Below are 17791 nucleotides of genomic sequence, written 5' to 3'. Positions count from 1 at the left end.
TGACGCCCGCTCCAGGGGTGTGAGCGGGTCTGAGCATGGACTTTATCCAGGTGCCCCGACGGCGCATCGGGCGCATGCATGCTATGTGGCCTATCTCACCGCCCTGCTGTCGATGCAACGACCGTCACCGATCGGCGCGGCGGGCCGAAAGTGCCGCAGCGACACCGAGAACGACGATTCCCGCCACCAACGGCAGGACGGCAGATCCCATCTGCGGATCGGTGGCGCGCGCAGATGTCAGCGGCCACGAGGAGAGATGAACGAGACCCGCGACCACTGCGGCGGCAAGCAGAACACTGCCTCGCGCAGCCCGGGCGCGCGCGGCGACGACGGCACCGACGAGCACCCCGACGGCGAGCGTCATCTGCCCCCAGGTGTCCCAGCCCCACGGAACCTCGGTGACGGTTGCGGCCGTGACATCGCTGCCCCGATACAGCGGCAGCGCCAGGCCGACGGCGAGGAGCGCCGCGCCCAGCAACCCGGTACCCAGCACGACGGCGTCGGTACGTGCATCGGTGGAGGTGTCGACATCATCGCGTTCGGCCGACCCGGCGAACAGCGCCAACAGCCCGGTGACCGTCGCGGCCACGACGCCCGCGATGATCGCGAATGCGCCGGTTCCGGCGCTGACTCCGTCCACGTCCTCGGCCAGAACCACCGATTGCAACACCGAGGCCGCTGCCGACACCGAACCGAGCCAGAACAGCGCCACGAACGGGCGTGCTGCCGCAGCGAACTCCGAGAACAGCAGCGGCACCGAGCCCAGAATCAGCACGAACCCGGCGACCAACACCACCCTGGTGGCCAAGATCTGTGGCACGGCGGTTCCCGAGTCGGTCTCGAGAATCGGCAGCAGGGATCCGACAACGAACAATGCACCCGCGAGAACACCCGCACCACCCGTGGCGGTATGCCATCGGAGCACCCCTGGCCCGGCCACGCTGCGGGCACTGCGAACCCCGTTGTCGCGCTGCTGCGCCCTCTCCAACGCCCGGCCGTCACGGATCGCAGCGACGGGTACGAGTACAGCGCCGCAGATCAGCAGTCCGAGTCCCGCGGCGGTGCCCAGATACGCGCCGGGCCCGGCACCGATCCGGTCACCGGCGCTCAGTCCGGCCAGCAGACCCACTCCCGCGAACCCGAGCATTCCGAGCCCGGCGCCGGCGGACGCGCCTGCCGCCACCGGCGGAGACAACGACGCCAGAGCGGACGCAGCCACCACCAACACCGAGATGCCGACTACCGCGGAGCCCACCGCGACGAAGACCGGCGACTCCACCACGGCCGTCACGATCACCACCGGATCGTCCGAGCGGTACAGCGAAGAAAACGCGGCGACGGCCGCCAGCGCTCCGAATGCGCCGAGCAGGATCCCGAGCAGCGGACCCACCCGACCCGCGACCGCGCGCCCCACGTGTTCGGAGTACACCGAATGGCCGTACCCGTCACCGAGCCCGGCGCGGTGCACCGCAGACCACCCCGCAAGACCGGCCAGAACCGACGCAGCATGACCGACGAGCAGAACCTGGGCACCGACGGTGGCGTCGAGGGTGGCGGCGCTCAGTGGACGGAAGAGCTCGAGCCTGTTCGCGTCGATCGGATCCGACAACAGCGCGAGGTCGAGCAGGGTCAGGCCGAGTGCCACCGCCCCGTATCCGGCCAGGAGTGCGGCTGCGAATTCGATGCGCCCGGTAGCGGCCCCTGCCGCCGCGAGAACGGCGACCAGGACTGCAAGCGTGATCGCGACGATCGCTGCGGAGGCGGCACCACTTCCCACCGGCGAGCCGTCGGCGCTGTCGACCACACCGATCAGCTGGGCCGTGACCGCAGCGCCCGCGGCGAGCAGAGCGAGTACGACGCCGACGACGATCCTCGAGGTCGGGGACGGATCGTCCGCTCTGCCGTAGGGCTGATCCTGCGGCTCGATTCGTTGCGGTTCGGCACGCTCTGCGCGGTCGGCGGACGAGTCGTCGAAGGTCGGAGTCGGCATTCGGATCACGGTATCGGCTCGATCGGCCCGTGAACCGCTACTGTGACAGCGTGCCTCGGATTCGATGCTCGCCGATCACGATCCGATGACAACGCGTGGCCGACCTACTGATGTGGCGCGTCACGACGGAACCGCTGGTCGTCCTGTGAGCCATCTCACATATGAACGCAGTTTGGTCCGTTAACTTGCGCGTCTCGCAATCATTTCGTTACCGTCTGCCGAGTCTTTCAGTAACAGCCGGATCACGGATAATGGAGGTTGTAGGTCTTGCAGCATCACCGCGCGTCCTTCACCTCCAGCCGTTTTTCTCGACCTTCGGCTGACGAAGCGACCACGGTCTACAGCTACGAGCCCGCACCCGAGGCCCCGTTCGATCCGGCAGGGTTCGAACCGGCGCTGTTCCACGCTGCACCGTACGAAGAAATTCCGTACGACGAAATTCCGTACGACGAGGCTCCATCCGAGCCCACGTACGCCAGCACTGCCTACTCCTACACCTCGTACCGGCCCGTCGAGACCGAGTACATCGAGACCGAGCGCGTCGAGACACCGCGAGATATCGCAGCAGCCGACGAGTCACCGACCGTCGTCACCGCGCTCGCAACCACTGGCGACGTAGCCCCGGTGGCCCGTCGCGGCGGCGCACACCGGATCCCGCTTCCCCCCACTGCACTCAAGGGCCGAGCTGCCGTTCTCGCAGTGGCCGCAGGCGCTGTCGTAGCGGCGGGTCAGGCCGTGGTCAACCATGACTCGCACGCCGACGTGTCCACCTCCGAGTACGCACTCGCCGCAGGCGAAGCGCCGGCCGCAGCTGCGGTCGCTGCCACCACCGCCCCGCAGAGTGTCGAGCTGGCAGACGACTCCTCGAGCGCGACGCCTTCGCAGGCACCGCAGATCCTCAGCGTCGCTGCACCGGCCGATTTGAGCCAGTTCAACGACTTGCTCGCCAAGGGCCAGCGCTTCAGCGACGAACGAGCTGCCCGTGAGGCCGCTGCCCGTCGGCCGCTGTTCGCTCTCCCCGCGCAGGGCACCTACACCTCCAACTTCGGCACCCGGTGGGGCGTACTTCACGCCGGTGTCGACATCGCCAACTCGATCGGAACACCGATCTACGCCGTCGCCGACGGCAAGGTCATCGACTCGGGTCCGGCGGCAGGTTTCGGTATGTGGGTACGCCTGCTGCACGCCAACGGCACTATCACCGTCTACGGCCACATCGACAGTTCGCTGGTCACCGTCGGGCAAGAGGTCATGGCAGGCGATCAGATCGCGCGCATGGGCAATCGCGGCTTCTCCACCGGCCCGCATCTGCACTTCGAGGTCCATCTCCCGGGCGAGGTCAAGATCGATCCGCTCCCCTGGCTGGCATCCCGCGGAATCTCTCTCGGCCCCGAGATGGACTGAATTTCTCCAGCAACATCACCCACGGCACAATCGAACCGGACCCGCTTTCACAGGGCCGGTTTTTTGGTTTCCGGATCTTCTACAGCTTGGTCATCGGAACGCCGCCGATGAGCATCATCTTGACCCGTCCCGCCGAGCCGAAATCGATCAACACCATCGCCTTGACTCCGGCCCCTGTCGATTCCAGCACCGTACCGAGCCCGTACTTGTCGTGACTGACCCGATCCCCTACCGCCAGAACGAGATTCGAGTTCCGTCCCTTGGCCGCACCGAAGCTGGGTGACGAGCTCTGGCCACGCGACGAGGATCCGCCGTAGCTGTTCGAGCCGTAACCGTTGGAGCCGTAGCTGTTCGAGCCGTAACCGCTACCCGATCCGTAGCTGCCGGACCTGCCGCCACCGATTGCGCGGCCGCCCCCGGTACCTGGATCCTCACGTCGCCAATCGATCAGGTGCTGCGGAACTTCCTGCAAGAAGCGTGATTCCGGGTTGGCAATGGGCTGCCCCCAGGCCGATCGCATGATGGCCCGCGTCAGATAGAGCCGCTGCCTGGCCCGAGTGATTCCCACGTAGGCCAGCCGTCGTTCCTCGGACAGTTCGTTCGGATCGCCCAGTGCCCGCATATGGGGGAATTGGCCGTCCTCCCAACCGGTGACGAAGACGACCGGAAATTCCAGACCCTTCGCGGTGTGCAGAGTCATCAGGGTGACGACGCCGGTGCCCGAGTCGGGGATCTGATCGGTATCGGCCACCAGAGACACTCGTTCGAGGAACGCCGCGAGCGAACCCGGCTCCGCCAGGCCGTCGACGCCACCCTGCTCATCACCGGCGTCGTCGTCACCGGTTTCCAGGGCTTCTGCCGCCACCGCCGCTTGATTTCGCGCCTCGGACGTGAATTCCCTGGCCACGCTGACGAGTTCGTTGAGGTTGTCCAGGCGCGCACCGTCCTGCGGGTCACTGCTCGCTTCGAGCTCGGCGCGGTATCCGGTGCGATCGAGAACTGCTTCGACGACGTCACCGATGTCTGCGATGTCGTTTCCGTCGCCGTCGGTCGCGGTGAGCACGGCGCGCAGTTCTTCGAGCAATTCCATGAACTGTGCGATCAGCTTCTGCTGGCGCGAGTTGAGCAACGCCACTTTCCCGGCGGCCGCATCGTGCAGAGCACGGGAGAAGCTGATCTCTCGTTGCTCGGCGTGGACGGCGACGCACGCCTCGGCACGGTCACCGATACCTCGGCGCGGAGTGTTGAGGATGCGTCTCATGCTGACGGTGTCGTCCTCGTTGGACAGCACCCGCAGATACGCGACCAGGTCTCGAACTTCCTTGCGCTCGTAGAATCGGACGCCGCCGACCACCTTGTAGGGCAACCCCAGTCGAATGAAGATCTCCTCGAGCGCACGCGAGGAGTTGTTGGTGCGGTAGAACACCGCGACCTCGTCGAAGCGCACATCCCCGCGGTCGACGAGTCGATCGATCTCCGACGCCACGAACGACGCCTCGTCGTGCTCGTTGTCGGCAACATATCCGACGATCAACTCGCCTTCGCCGGTGTCGGTCCACAGCTTCTTCTCGCGGCGACCGATATTGCGGGAAATGACGGCGTTGGCGGCCGAGAGAATGTTCTGGGTCGACCGGTAGTTCTGCTCGAGCAGAATGGTGCGAGCGTCGGGGTAGTCGCGCTCGAACTCCTCGATATTGCGGATGGTGGCACCGCGGAAGGCGTAGATGGACTGATCGGCATCGCCCACCACACACAGTTCCCCCGGCGCGACGGTGCCCTCGAGTGCGCCGTCGGCGTCGGCAGTGCCGACCAACTCCCGAACCAGCATGTACTGGGCGTGGTTGGTGTCCTGGTACTCGTCGACCAGAACGTGCCGGAAACGTCGCCGGTAGTACTGCGCGACCTGCGGGAAGGCTTGGAGGACTCCGACCGTTTCGCCGATCAGATCGTCGAAGTCCATTGCATTGGCGGCACGTAGCCGCTGTTGGTAGATGCCGTACACCTTGGCGACGAGCCGGGGCAACTCTGCGGGATCGCCGTCGGCGTCCTGCGCTGCCTTGTCCGGGGCGATCAGTTCGTTCTTGAGATTGGAGATCGCAGTCGAGAGCAGCCGCGCCGAGAACTTCTTGGTGTCGATCTGCAGATCCTTGGAGATCATCGTCAGCAACCGCCGCGAGTCGTCCGCGTCGTAGATCGAGAAGTTCGAGTTCAGGCCGGGCAGCAGCGCTGCCTGTGCACGCAGAATGCGCACGCAACTCGAGTGAAAGGTCGATACCCACATCGAGTTGGCCCGCGGCCCCACCAATCCCGCGACTCGCTCACGCATCTCGGCGGCGGCCTTGTTGGTGAACGTGATGGCCAGCACCTGGCCGGGTGACACTCCCCGCTCGGCGAGCAGATAGGCGATGCGACGCGTGAGCACCGCCGTCTTCCCGGAACCGGCTCCGGCCACGATGAGCAGCGGGGACCCCGTGTGCACAACGGCCTCACGCTGCTGGGGATTGAGCCCTTCCAGCAGCGCATCGGACGCGGTGTTCTTACGGGACTCGAGGCCGTGGAGGAATGTGTTCATCGTCTGGTCACGTTACCGGCGCACACCGACAATCCCATATCTCGCGGTTCCCAGCTGTTCGGACGACTTTTCAGGACGGTCGGCCCATGGCACACTGGATCGGTGATCGAAAAAACCGTACGGCATTGCCTACGTCGGGTCAGCCGCTGTTCGGCCGCACCTACAGGAACCTGTCGGTAGATGTGACGCCCCTGGTTCCAGGCGGGGTGCTCGATGAACCTCGCCGGATATTGGAGCTGGGAACCGAGCCCATTGGCGATGCAGTTCCGAATACGAGAGGTGTAACGGTGCCGGACGACGCAACGATCCAAGATGTGACCCGAGGAGAGACGATGGCCATGACGACGAAGATCGATTCAGACATTGCAGTGCCGTCCAGCGAGGCCGAGATCAACGATCTGCGCCAGGAAATCGACCGTCTCGACGCCGAGATCTTGGCAGCCATCAAGCGCCGCTCCGAGGTTTCCCAGATGATCGGACGCACTCGCATGGCCTCCGGTGGACCACGCCTGGTGCACAGCCGCGAGATGAAGGTCCTCGAGCGTTTCAGCAGCCTCGGTCAGGAAGGCCACACGCTGGCCATGCTCCTGCTCCGTCTCGGGCGCGGACGTCTCGGCCACTGATCCACCCTCCGGTTGGGCGCGAGCGCTGCACGCCCAACCGTCGGTAACTCACTTCAGCGCGATGTACTTGGTCTCGAGGTATTCCTCGATTCCTTCGGATCCACCCTCACGTCCGAATCCGGATTCCTTCACACCACCGAACGGCGCGGCCGCGTCCGAGATGACTCCGCGGTTGACGCCCACCATGCCACTGTCGATGGCCTCCGCCACCCGCAGTGCCCGGTCGAGATTCTCGGTGTAGATATACGAGGCCAGCCCGTACTCGGTGTCGTTGGCCGCATCGATGCCCTCCTGCTCGGTGTCGAAGCCGACGATCGGTGCGACCGGGCCGAACACCTCTTCCTTCAGAATCCGGGCATCGGCCGGGACGTCGGTGAGCACGGTCGCCGGGTAGAAATATCCGTCCCCGCCCGGTGCGCTGCCGCCGAGAGCCACCGTCGCCCCCTTCTGCACCGCGTCGTCGACCAGTTCCTGCACGGTCTCGAGCTGATCGGCGTTGATCAGTGGTCCGAGCTTGGTGTCCGGGTCGACCCCTGCCCCCAGCTTCATCTCGGACATCCTCGCCACCAGCTTGGTGGTGAACTCCTCCCGCACGCTGTTGTGCACGTGCAGGCGATTGGCCGCGGTGCAGGCCTCGCCGCCGTTACGCATCTTGGCGAGCATCGCGCCGTCCACGGCATCGTCGATATCGGCGTCGTCGAACACCACCAGTGGTGCGTTGCCGCCCAACTCCATCGAGGTCCGCAGCAGCCGGGTCGCGGACTTCTCGACCAGGGATTTGCCGACGCCCGTCGAGCCGGTGAACGTCAGCTTCCGCAACCGCGGGTCTGCGAGCAGGGGGCCGGTGACAGCGCCGGACTTCGAGGTCGTGAGCACCGACAGCACGCCCGGCGGCAGCCCGACCTCGTCGAAGATCTGCGCGAGCAGCAGCATTGTCAGCGGGGTCTCACTCGCCGGCTTCACCACGATGGTGCAACCGGCGGCCAGGGCGGGCCCGATCTTGCGGGTGCCCATCGCCAACGGGAAGTTCCACGGGGTGATCGCCAGCACCGGTCCGACCGCAGCTTTGGTGACCAGTATTCGACCGTTGCCCGCCGGGGCCGGGGTATAGCGCCCGCCGATGCGCACAGCTTCTTCGGCGAACCACCGGAAGAACTCGGCACCGTACTTCACTTCTGCCTTGGATTCGGCGAGAGCCTTGCCCATTTCCAGGGTCATCAGGAGCGCGATGTCGTCGGCGCGTTCGGTGACCTTCTCGAATGCCGCGCGCAGAATCTCACTGCGTTCGCGAGCCGGTGTGCTCGCCCAGCTCTTCTGCGCCGCAGCGGCGGCGTCGAGTGCGGTCATCGCGTCCGCCGGTGACGCATCGGCCACCTCGGTCAACGGCCTGCCGGTGGCCGGATCGTTGACCGCGAAGGTCTTGCCTCCCTCGGCGTCGACGGCCCTCCCGCCGATCCACAGTTTTGCCGGAATCGATTCGATCAATGCACGTTGGTCCATACCCCCATGATGCCTCCGCAGCGTCGGATGCAAACGAGGAACGACGAGCGCGCGACTGTGCCCGGCACTACTGTTGATCGATATGAGCGTCGATATCACCGGCACGGATGCCTGGCAGAAGCTGACCGATCACCACTCCGCGATCGCCGATACTCATCTTCGGTCGCTGTTCGCCGACGACGCGGACCGAGGCCGCAGCTTCACCGTCGACGCTGCGGATCTGCATATCGACTACAGCAAGCACCGAATCACTCGCGAGACCATCGAACTGCTCCTCGAGCTTGCACGTACCGCCGATGTCGAAGGCAAGCGCGACGCCATGTTCGCGGGCGAGCACATCAACACCTCGGAAGACCGCGCCGTTCTGCACACCGCGCTGCGTCTTCCTGCCGATGCATCGTTGACCGTCGACGGTCAGAACGTCGTCTCCGACGTGCACGAAGTGCTCACGGCCATGGGCGAATTCACCGACAGAGTGCGATCGGGTGAATGGGTCGGCGCTACCGGCGAAAAGATATCCACCGTCGTCAACATCGGAATCGGTGGATCAGACCTCGGACCGGTCATGGTCTACAACGCACTCCGCCACTACGCCGACGCCGGTATCTCGGCGAAGTTCGTCTCGAACGTCGACCCTGCCGATCTCGTCGCGGCGCTCGACGGACTCGATCCGGCGTCGACGCTGTTCATCATCGCTTCGAAGACGTTCTCCACACTCGAAACACTGACGAATGCGACCGGAGCTCGACGCTGGCTGGTCGATGCTCTCGGTGAGGACGCCGTCGCCAAGCACTTCGTCGCGGTATCGACCAACGCCGAACGCGTGGCGGACTTCGGCATCGACACCGCCAACATGTTCGGCTTCTGGGACTGGGTCGGCGGACGCTACTCCGTCGATTCCGCCATCGGCCTGTCGGTCATGGCCGTCGTCGGCAAGGAGGCATTCGGCGAATTCCTCGACGGTTTCCATTCGATCGACGAACACTTCCGCACCACACCGCTGGCCGAGAACGCGCCGGTTCTACTGGGCTTGATCGGCCTGTGGTACAGCTCCTTCTTCGGCGCGGAGACCCGGGCGGTACTGCCGTATTCCAATGACCTGTCCCGCTTCGCGGCCTACCTGCAGCAGCTGACCATGGAGTCGAACGGAAAGTCCGTCAAGGCCGACGGCTCCCCTGTCACCACGGCCACCGGCGAAATATTCTGGGGCGAACCGGGCACCAACGGCCAGCACGCGTTCTACCAATTGCTGCACCAGGGAACACGTTTGGTGCCGACCGACTTCATCGGATTCGCCGAGCCCACCGACGATCTGCCGACTCGCGACGGCAGCGGCTCGATGCACGATCTGCTGATGAGCAACTTCTTCGCACAGACCAAGGTATTGGCCTTCGGCAAGACCGCCGAGGAGATCGCCGCCGAGGGCACACCGGCAGATGTGGTGCCGCACAAGGTAATGCCAGGCAATCGCCCCTCCACCTCGATTCTCGCTCCGCGGCTCACGCCTTCGGTGGTCGGCCAACTGATCGCACTGTACGAGCATCAGGTCTTCGTCGAGGGCGTGATCTGGGGCATCGACTCCTACGATCAGTGGGGTGTCGAACTGGGGAAGACTCAGGCCCTCGAACTGACCCCGGTTCTCACCGACGCCGAAGCGCCCGCTGTGCAATCGGATTCGTCCACCGATTCCCTGGTGCGCTGGTACCGGGCACAGCGGGGCCGAGCGGTCTGAGCCTGCTCACCTGGCGATTCGCGCACTCACACCCGCGACAACACCGCCGCAGTGTCGACGCCGGCAGGTAGCGTGCCGAAGGCGATGCCCCAGTCACGGTCGAGCCGGCTGGCGCAGAAGGCATCGGCGACAGCAGGATCGCCGTGCATCACCAGTTGGGCACCTTGGAAGGTCAGGGCCATCAGTTCGACGACTCGCCTCGCTCGGTATTCCATGTCGGAAGTGTCGGACAGCTCTTTGCCGACGTGTGCGATGGCGTCGTCCAACCGAGAATCCGCACCCGCGGCCTGACCGATTTCACCGAAGAATGCCTCGACGCTGTCTGGTTGACGGGCCAGCGCGCGGAGGGAGTCGAGCGCGGCGACGTTGCCCGAGCCTTCCCAGATGGACATCAACGGTGATTCGCGGAACAACCTCGGCATCCCCGATTCCTCGACGAAGCCGTTGCCGCCGAGGCATTCGAGCGCCTCGGCAGCGTGGGCCGGTGCCCGCTTGCACACCCAGTACTTGGTGACTGCCAACGCGATTCGGCGCAGCGCGCTCTCCTGCTCGTCGCCGCGGGCCGAGCCGTCGGTGGCCTGCGCCAGGCGCATCATCGCGGCGGTGGCGGCCTCGGATTCGATGGTCAGGTCCGCCAGCACGTTTCGCATCAACGGCTGATCGATCAGCTGCGCGCCGAAGGCCGCTCGGTGCCGCGCGTGATGGACCGCGCGGACGGTGGCGTTCCGAATGCCCGCCGCCGACCCGATGACGCAGTCCAATCTGGTCATGTTGACCATCTCGATGATGGTGGGGACGCCGCGGCCCTCTTCGCCGACGAGCCATCCCGTCGCCCCGTGGTACTCGAGCTCACCGGACGCGTTCGACTTGTTGCCCAGCTTGTCCTTCAACCGCTGCAGGTGCATTCGGTTGCGAGTGCCGTCGGGCAGCACGCGCGGCAGCATGAAGCACGACAGCCCACCCGGGGCCTGCGCGAGTGTGAGGAACATGTCCGACATCGGCGCGGACGTGAACCACTTGTGGCCGACGATGGAGTACGTGCCATCCGACGACGGGGTGGCGGTGGTGGTGTTGCTGCGGACGTCGGATCCACCCTGCTTCTCGGTCATCGACATACCGGCGATCAGTCCGCGCTTCTCGGACGGTACGCGCAACCCGAAGTCGTACTCTCGCGCCGCGAGCAACGGCTCGTATTGCGCTGCCAGGGAGGGGTTGTGCCGCAGGGCCGGAACGACGGCGTAGGTCATCGAAATGGGGCACATGTGCCCGGCCTCGGTCTGGCCCCAGACATAGAATTTCGCGGCGCGAGCGACGTGTGTGCCCACCCGATCATCGGTCCACGGGCTGGCGTGCAGTCCGTGCTCGACGGCGACGGTCATCAGATCGTGCCAGTGCGGATGGAACTCGACCTCGTCGATCCGGTGCCCGTAGCGATCGTGAGTCTTCAGCACCGGCGGATTCTCGTTGGCGAGCCGGCCCCAGTCCTGGGCCTTCGCACCACCGGCGAGTACCCCCAGTCGACGAACCTCGTCGAGCGCCCAAGCGCCGCCGCCGCGCTCGAGTCCGTCGAGCATCGACGCGTCCTCGGACACGTCGTACGGAATCAGGTCGATCGCCTGGTTGAAAACCTCATGTGTGTCCATCTCGAACTCCTAACGCGCGCAGCGACAGTGCAACCAGACCCGGAACCGGATCCATGGATTGGGGGGAGGACAACGGCCCGACCAGCACCTCGCCGACGGCACCGACGAGACCTGCAGCGGAGATCGACGCGTCCTGATCGGGAATCTCTCCGGCTGCGATACCGGACGCGATCGCGTCGGCGAAGGCATCGGTGAATTTCCGGCGGAAGACCAGGCGTTCGGCGTCGACGATCGGGTCCACCGGCTCGGCGAGCAGGGCGTACGCCATCGTCCGATTCTTCATGGCGCGTCCGGCGAACGTCTGCACCACTGCCGTCACTCGCTCGGCGGTGCTGCCGTGCCCGGCAACGGCGACCACTGCGTCGACCTCTCGGCTGCAGACCTCACGAAAGATGGCGACCACCAAGTCCGCCTTGTCTTCGAAGTGGGTGTACACGCTGCCTGCGGACACCCCTGCTGCCGCCGCGACCGATGCAACCGACAGGCCCGCGTACCCCTTGGTCGAGAGCACCTCGATGGCGGCCGCGAACAGTTTCCCGCGACCGGCGTCGAGGCGGGCTTGCACCGCGGGGGTTCGTCTGTAGGGCACTCAAGGATTGAAGCACTGATTCATTGCTTCACGCAAGGGTACTCGAGTAGGGTTCACACATGCCGGTACGGATCGAACGATCAGGCCCCGTCACCACGATCGTCCTCTCGCGCCCGGAAGTGCGGAACGCGGTCGACGGCCCCACCGCCCAGGAACTGATCCAGGCATTCGAGCAGTTCGATGCCGACGAATCGGCCGCGGTGGCCGTCCTGTGGGGCGAGGGCGGCACGTTCTGCTCGGGAGCCGATCTCGCGGCGCTGGGTACATCCCGCTCGAACCATGCGACCGAACACGGCGACGGCCCGATGGGACCGACGCGAATGCGGTTGTCCAAGCCGGTCATCGCCGCCGTCTCCGGATATGCCGTTGCAGGCGGACTCGAACTCGCCCTGTGGTGCGATCTACGCATCGCCGAGGACGACGCGACGTTCGGCGTGTTCTGCCGCCGCTGGGGTGTACCTCTGATCGACGGCGGCACAGTGAGATTGCCGCGCATCATCGGCACCGGCCGCGCGATGGACATGATCCTCACCGGACGCGCCGTCGATGCGCACGAGGCCGCGAACATCGGACTGGTCACCCGCGTCGTTCCGGTGGGGCGGGCGCGCTCCGAGGCCGAGGCCCTGGCCGCCGAACTCGCCCTGCTGCCGCAGACCTGTATGCGCGAGGATCGACTGTCCGTATTGGAGCAGGACGGCCTGGACGAGGAGTCCGCCCTGAAGAACGAGTTCCGGCACGGCGCCATCTCGATCACCGCCGACGCGCTCGCAGGCGCGAGCAAGTTCGTATCGGGCGCGGGACGACACGGCAACCCGAGCACGTGAGATCGACGCGTCTGTCGGTGATCGACGAGATCTTCCTCCGGACGCACCGTGGCTACGGTTTCCCCATTGCGCTGCAGGGAATCTGGCGCACCCCCGACACCCTGAGCCGGCACGAACTCGACGCAGTGCACGCAAGACTGGCCCGCGGGCAGCTGGGCCGCCGAGTCGGAAAGCCCCGCATTCCCGGCGCTCGTCTTCGATGGGAGGCGTCCTCGCAGACGCTGCCACTCGAGTACGCCGCCGACGCGGTCGAGGACATCATCGGGTGGGCCGATGTGCAGGCCGATCTCGAACTCGACCCTCAGTTCGGGCCCGGTTGGCGATTGACGGCCGCTGGAGTTTCGGGCGGCGGGACCGTGGTGTCTCTGGTCTGCTCACACGCACTCGCCGATGCTCGCGAGCTCATAGATGCCGCGGCGCAAGCGTTCTCGGATACATCGGTACACGTCCCCCTCGCTCGGCCCGGCTCGGATGTGAAAGACGCGCTCTCGATGCTTGTGACCGTCCTGGGAAAATCCATCGCCGCGACAGCGAGGTTGTGGGTCAGCACGAAGGCCCGAGGCGAACTACGTGCATTCCTTGCCGCCGACACCGGCGGCACTCGCCCGCACCAAGCGCGCCGTACTCACTCCGTGATACTCGACATCGCTGCCGCAGAATGGGATTCGGCTGCCGTGCACGCCGGAGGCTCGGCCAACTCGCTGTTCGTCTCGATCGTCGCCGCCACGATGAGCGAACTCGGATCACCTGCGGTGACCGTCGACATCCCCTTCCGGACGGCAACCGGCGACGCCAACTCGATCGGCATGGCCACCGTCGCCGTCCGGGGTGACGATTCACCGGTAACCATCAGGGCCGCATGCAAGGCCGCCTTCGGAGCCCCCGTCGGGGCACCGGCCGGGTATCCACCCGAGATCGTTCAGCTGCTTCCCCTTCGCCTGGCCGCGAAGCTGACCTCGACCCCGGGACGCGGAGAAGTGTTGTGCTCCAACATCGGCGATATTCCCGACGCCGTCTCCACCCTCGGCCCGCACCGATCCTGCGGCCTGGCCACTCGGGCCATCCACCCCGACCCCTCGGGTGCGTCGACGACGACGAGGATGTCGACCTACATCTGCCGAATGAACGGCAACTACACCCTCTCGCTGGTCTGCACCGACGACACCGTGGCCGGGTCGAGCGCCGAGCTCGCCTCGGCCGTACAGCGCGCTCTCGCGACGAGAGACCTGGCCGGTACACCCTGGTAGGGCTACCTGCAATAACTACACCAGTCGATCGGTCAGCGCATTCGGCAGGAACCGCAGCGCCGCGTCGATGCCCCGCCACTTGAGACCGGGTAGCGCGGCTCGTCGAGTCTCGCTCTCGATCGCGTCGACCATCGCGGAGACCCCCGCGTCCAAAGTGGCTGTGAGGGCCGCGTTGTCGCCTGCTTTGGCAGACATCTCGGTGGCAATGAAACCCGGCAGCAACGTGGTGACGGCGATGTCGGTTCGAGCCAGTTCGGTGGCCAGCGATTCTCCCAGCGAGGCGACCGCGGCCTTGCTCGCCGAATAGGTGGCCTTCGCGCCCGGCAGACCTCTGTCCGCGCTGATCGACGAGACCAGGACCAGATGCCCGTGCTTCTGCTCGCGGAACATCGCGAGTGCGGCCTCGGACTGGGACAGGGCACCGATGAAGTTGGTGCGCGCGGTCTGCAGGTTGGCCTCGGCGCGCCCGGTACCGATTTTCGCGCCCTTGCCGAGCCCGGCATTGACGATGACGCGGTCGAGGCCGCCGAGCTCGTCTCGGAGCGTGCCGAAGACCTCGATCACGGCGTCGTGGTCGGTGACGTCGAGTGCCCGAACCGACACGGTGATGTTCGGGTTCTGGTGCATCAACTCGACGCGAAGCTCGTCGAGTCGCTCGACCCGCCGGGCACAGAGCGCAAGGTCTCGGCCCATGGCGGCAAACCGTCTGGCCATTTCCTCACCCAGCCCCGAACTCGCGCCGCTGATCAGAATCTTGTTCCGAGTGGTCGCCATAAACGGCGAGCCTATGTCACTGTGGAGCTATGGCCACAGAGAGTTCGGAATTCGATGTCATCGTCATCGGCGGTGGCCCGGTCGGTGAGAATGCCGCCCAGTACGCCATTCAGGGCAGTGACCGCACCGCTGTGATCATCGAACACGAACTCCTCGGCGGCGAATGTTCCTACTGGGCGTGCATGCCCAGCAAGGCGCTGTTGCGTCCCAGCGAGGTCCTCGACACCGCACGGAACATGCCCGGCGTCAAGGAACTGGTGGGTGAGAGCCCCCTCGATGCCGACGCCGTTCTGGCCAGGCGCGAGTCCTATACCCACGGCCTCGACGATTCCTCACAGGTGACGTGGGCCGAGTCGGTGGGCATCTCGGTCATCCGCGGCCACGGACGTATCACCGGGACCAAGACCGTCGAGGTCGATGGACGCACCCTGACCGCTCGACACGCCGTCATTCTGGCCACCGGGACCACGGCGTCGATCCCCGAGGTTCCTGGTCTGCGGGACGCTCTGCCGTGGATCTCCCGCGACGCCACCAATATTCACGAGACCCCGGCTCACATCGCGATCATCGGCGGTGGCGTCGTCGCCTCGGAGGCGGCCACCTGGTTGCTCTCACTCGGGGCGAAAGTGACGATGATCGTGCGCGGCTCGTCCCTGCTGGCAGGTTCGGAGCCGTTCGCCAGCGAACTCGTCGCGGATGCATTGACCCAGCGCGGCGCGTCGATCATGTTCGACGCCTCCCTCGAGTCGGTGTCCCGAGAGAATCCTGCCGACACCGGCTTCGGACGTATCCACGGTGGCCCGGTGACCCTGACCGTCGATGGGAAGGACATCGCGGCCGATGAGGTTCTCGTTGCAGCGGGGCGTCGTCCGGCGAGTTCGGACCTCGGCTTGTCGAGGCTCGGGCTCGAGGACGGACACTCCATCGAAGTCGATGATCATCTGAGCGTTCCCGGCCACGAGTGGCTCTACGCCGTGGGCGACGTCAACGGCCGCGCCCCGCTCACGCACATGGGGAAGTACCAGGGCCGGGTGGCCGGGGATGTCATTGCGGCCCGGGCCGAGGGAAAGCCACTCGATCACAAGAGGTTTCGCGCATCGGCAGATCACGGGCAGGTTCCCCAGGTGGTGTTCACGCCTCTGGAACTGGCCTCGGTCGGGCTCACCGAAGCCGATGCGCGTGAGGCAGGCATCGATGTCGAGACAGTGGCACGTGATATCGCCGTCGCGGGTTCGTCTCTCCAACAGGACGATTACACAGGCCATGCGCAACTGGTGATAGACCGCGCTACCGACACGATCGTGGGCGCGACCTTCGTCGGGCCAGGTGTGGCGGAGTTGGTCCATGCGGCCACGGTCGCCATCGTGGGCAAGGTTTCCCTCGACGACCTGTGGCATGCGGTGCCGTCGTACCCGACGGTGTCCGAGATCTGGCTCAGGCTGCTCGAAGCCCGAAGAGACGCCGATCACTGACGCATGTAGGCCGCGGCAATCCCCTCGTAGGTCTTCGGGTCGGTGCGCCGGATGCGCAGTGCCACCAGCACTCCGAGAATCGCGGCGAGGATCAACACCACCGGTATCGCATTGACGATCGCGGAATCCGAACCGGTCAGGGTGCTGTAATTCGTTCCGGCGAGCACCAATCCGGTCATGAATCCGGCGAAGCCGATGCCGGGAGCAATCGCGGTGCGCCACAGCGAGAAGTCGGGATGCCCGATGAAGAACACCACCACCGACAACGCGGCCGCGGCCTGCAGCGCAATCACCCCCAATGTGCCGAGACCGATGGCACCGGCTGCGTAGATCAAGTACGGGTCTGCACCGGTCACCGCGAACACCGTCAACGCCACCGTGGCAACGACCGAGGCGGTGATACTGCCGACATGTGGACTCGAATGCTTGGGGTGAATTCCGCCGAGACGCACCGGAAGTACGCGCTCACGCCCGAGAGCGAAGAGGTAACGACTGGCAGCGTTGTGCACGGCCAGATACGAGGCGAGCACACTGGTGCACAGCAGCACCGCGGTACCGTCGTACAGCACCGTTCCGCCGTACTGCTGCGCCAGAGTGAACAACAGGTTCCCCAGTTCGGTCTCGGCCAATATCGGGGCATCGACGCCACCCGAGGCACCGACGATGATCCAACTCGTCAGCACGTAGAAGACTGCGATGAGCGAGACAGCGATGAATGTCGCGCGCGGGATGCTGCGCCGGGGATCCTTGGTTTCCTCGCCGTACAACGCGGCGGACTCGAACCCGATGAAGCTCGAGAACGCGAACATCATGGCGATTCCGACAGATCCCGAGAAGACCTGTGTGGGGGTGAAGGACTCGAGGGGAAGTGCCGCGGTTCCCTTCTCGCTCACCACCAGGACGTTGAAGACGGTGAGGAAGGCGAATTCGAGCACCATCAGGGTGCCCAGCACCTTCGCCGAGAGGTCGGCATTTCGGAAACCCAGGAACGCGACGATCGCCACGGCCGCTGCCGTGAAGACCCACCACGGAATGTCGATGCCGGAATCTGCGAAAACCAGGTGGGTGAAATACCCGAATGCTCCCGAAAGTCCGCATGCCAGCGAGGTATACGCGACAACTGCGACATATGCGGCAGCGACCCCTGGCGGCTTCCCCAGCGCGAGACCGATGTACGTGTAGAAGGCCCCGGTGCTGTAGACCTGCTGGCTGATGGCCGCAAACCCCACCGAGAAGCACAGCAGCACAACAGCGCTGACAGCGTAGGCCGCCGGCAAACCGGCTCCGTTGCCGCGGATCAGCGCCAGCGGCACGTTGCCGATCATGGCCGCCATCGGTGCCGCCGCAGCAACAACGAGGAACACCACTCGGCCGGTGGTCAGAGTGCGTCGGTCGGACATCCTCCGGACGGTACTCCCGCG

General features: G+C 65.6%; 13 protein-coding genes. 6 read left to right on the top strand and 7 right to left on the bottom strand.

All coding sequences use genetic code 11. The features are described 5' to 3' along the window. Positions 1–124: 124 nt before the first annotated feature. Positions 125–1990, bottom strand: a complete 1866-nt coding sequence (locus tag ACOQFP_RS03305) for a hypothetical protein (RefSeq protein WP_421583437.1) — start codon at positions 1988–1990, stop codon at positions 125–127. 267 nt (positions 1991–2257) lie between these two features. Here ACOQFP_RS03305 and ACOQFP_RS03300 point away from each other — a divergent pair, with 267 nt between their 5' ends. After that, positions 2258–3394, top strand: coding sequence for a peptidoglycan DD-metalloendopeptidase family protein (locus ACOQFP_RS03300; protein ID WP_421583436.1), 1137 nt, complete (start codon positions 2258–2260; stop codon positions 3392–3394). Between the two features lie 79 nt (positions 3395–3473). Here the strand turns inward: ACOQFP_RS03300 and pcrA are convergent, their stop codons facing one another. After that, a complete protein-coding gene (pcrA, locus tag ACOQFP_RS03295) occupies positions 3474–5966 on the bottom strand; it encodes a DNA helicase PcrA (RefSeq protein ID WP_421583435.1) in 2493 nt (830 codons plus the stop codon). Positions 5967–6298: 332 nt separating this feature from the next. Between pcrA and ACOQFP_RS03290 the strand changes: the two genes are divergently transcribed. Beyond that, positions 6299–6589, top strand: a complete 291-nt coding sequence (locus tag ACOQFP_RS03290) for a chorismate mutase (protein ID WP_421583434.1) — start codon at positions 6299–6301, stop codon at positions 6587–6589. A gap of 48 nt (positions 6590–6637) precedes the next feature. On the opposite strand, the gene ACOQFP_RS03285 is transcribed toward ACOQFP_RS03290, so the two are convergent. Further along, positions 6638–8089, bottom strand: a complete 1452-nt coding sequence (locus ACOQFP_RS03285) for an NAD-dependent succinate-semialdehyde dehydrogenase (RefSeq protein WP_421583433.1) — start codon at positions 8087–8089, stop codon at positions 6638–6640. Positions 8090–8171: 82 nt separating this feature from the next. Between ACOQFP_RS03285 and pgi the strand changes: the two genes are divergently transcribed. Beyond that, complete coding sequence (pgi, locus tag ACOQFP_RS03280) at positions 8172–9821, top strand: glucose-6-phosphate isomerase (RefSeq protein WP_421583432.1); 1650 nt, start codon at positions 8172–8174, stop codon at positions 9819–9821. Positions 9822–9847: 26 nt separating this feature from the next. Here pgi and ACOQFP_RS03275 read toward each other — a convergent pair whose 3' ends face one another. Beyond that, complete coding sequence (locus tag ACOQFP_RS03275; protein ID WP_421583431.1) at positions 9848–11464, bottom strand: acyl-CoA dehydrogenase family protein; 1617 nt, start codon at positions 11462–11464, stop codon at positions 9848–9850. Continuing rightward, complete coding sequence (locus ACOQFP_RS03270; protein ID WP_206488197.1) at positions 11451–12053, bottom strand: TetR/AcrR family transcriptional regulator; 603 nt, start codon at positions 12051–12053, stop codon at positions 11451–11453. Before ACOQFP_RS03270 ends, ACOQFP_RS03275 begins: the two co-directional genes overlap by 14 nt. Before the next feature lie 59 nt (positions 12054–12112). Between ACOQFP_RS03270 and ACOQFP_RS03265 the strand changes: the two genes are divergently transcribed. Both ACOQFP_RS03265 and ACOQFP_RS03260 read left to right on the top strand, forming a co-directional pair. Next, positions 12113–12877, top strand: a complete 765-nt coding sequence (locus ACOQFP_RS03265) for a crotonase/enoyl-CoA hydratase family protein (protein WP_206488195.1) — start codon at positions 12113–12115, stop codon at positions 12875–12877. Further along, positions 12874–14124, top strand: coding sequence for a hypothetical protein (locus ACOQFP_RS03260; protein WP_421583430.1), 1251 nt, complete (start codon positions 12874–12876; stop codon positions 14122–14124). Before ACOQFP_RS03265 ends, ACOQFP_RS03260 begins: the two co-directional genes overlap by 4 nt. A gap of 15 nt (positions 14125–14139) precedes the next feature. Here the strand turns inward: ACOQFP_RS03260 and ACOQFP_RS03255 are convergent, their stop codons facing one another. Beyond that, on the bottom strand, positions 14140–14898 hold the full coding sequence (locus ACOQFP_RS03255; RefSeq protein ID WP_206488192.1) for an SDR family oxidoreductase: 759 nt from the start codon (positions 14896–14898) through the stop codon (positions 14140–14142). A gap of 29 nt (positions 14899–14927) precedes the next feature. Here ACOQFP_RS03255 and ACOQFP_RS03250 point away from each other — a divergent pair, with 29 nt between their 5' ends. Continuing rightward, positions 14928–16370 (top strand): dihydrolipoyl dehydrogenase family protein, encoded by a 1443-nt coding sequence (locus tag ACOQFP_RS03250; RefSeq protein ID WP_421583429.1) that lies wholly within the window; start codon positions 14928–14930, stop codon positions 16368–16370. Here the strand turns inward: ACOQFP_RS03250 and ACOQFP_RS03245 are convergent. Beyond that, positions 16364–17770 carry an APC family permease gene (locus ACOQFP_RS03245; RefSeq protein ID WP_421583428.1) on the bottom strand — a complete coding sequence of 469 codons (1407 nt, stop codon included), beginning with the start codon at positions 17768–17770 and terminating at the stop codon, positions 16364–16366. The genes ACOQFP_RS03250 and ACOQFP_RS03245 overlap by 7 nt on opposite strands. Positions 17771–17791: the final 21 nt, after the last annotated feature.

It is taken from the genome of Rhodococcus sp. MALMAid1271 (assembly GCF_049195265.1).
Lineage (GTDB): Bacteria > Actinomycetota > Actinomycetes > Mycobacteriales > Mycobacteriaceae > Rhodococcoides.
The sequence above is the reverse complement of the archived record's forward strand: the minus strand, read 5'-3'. Positions and strand labels throughout refer to the sequence as shown.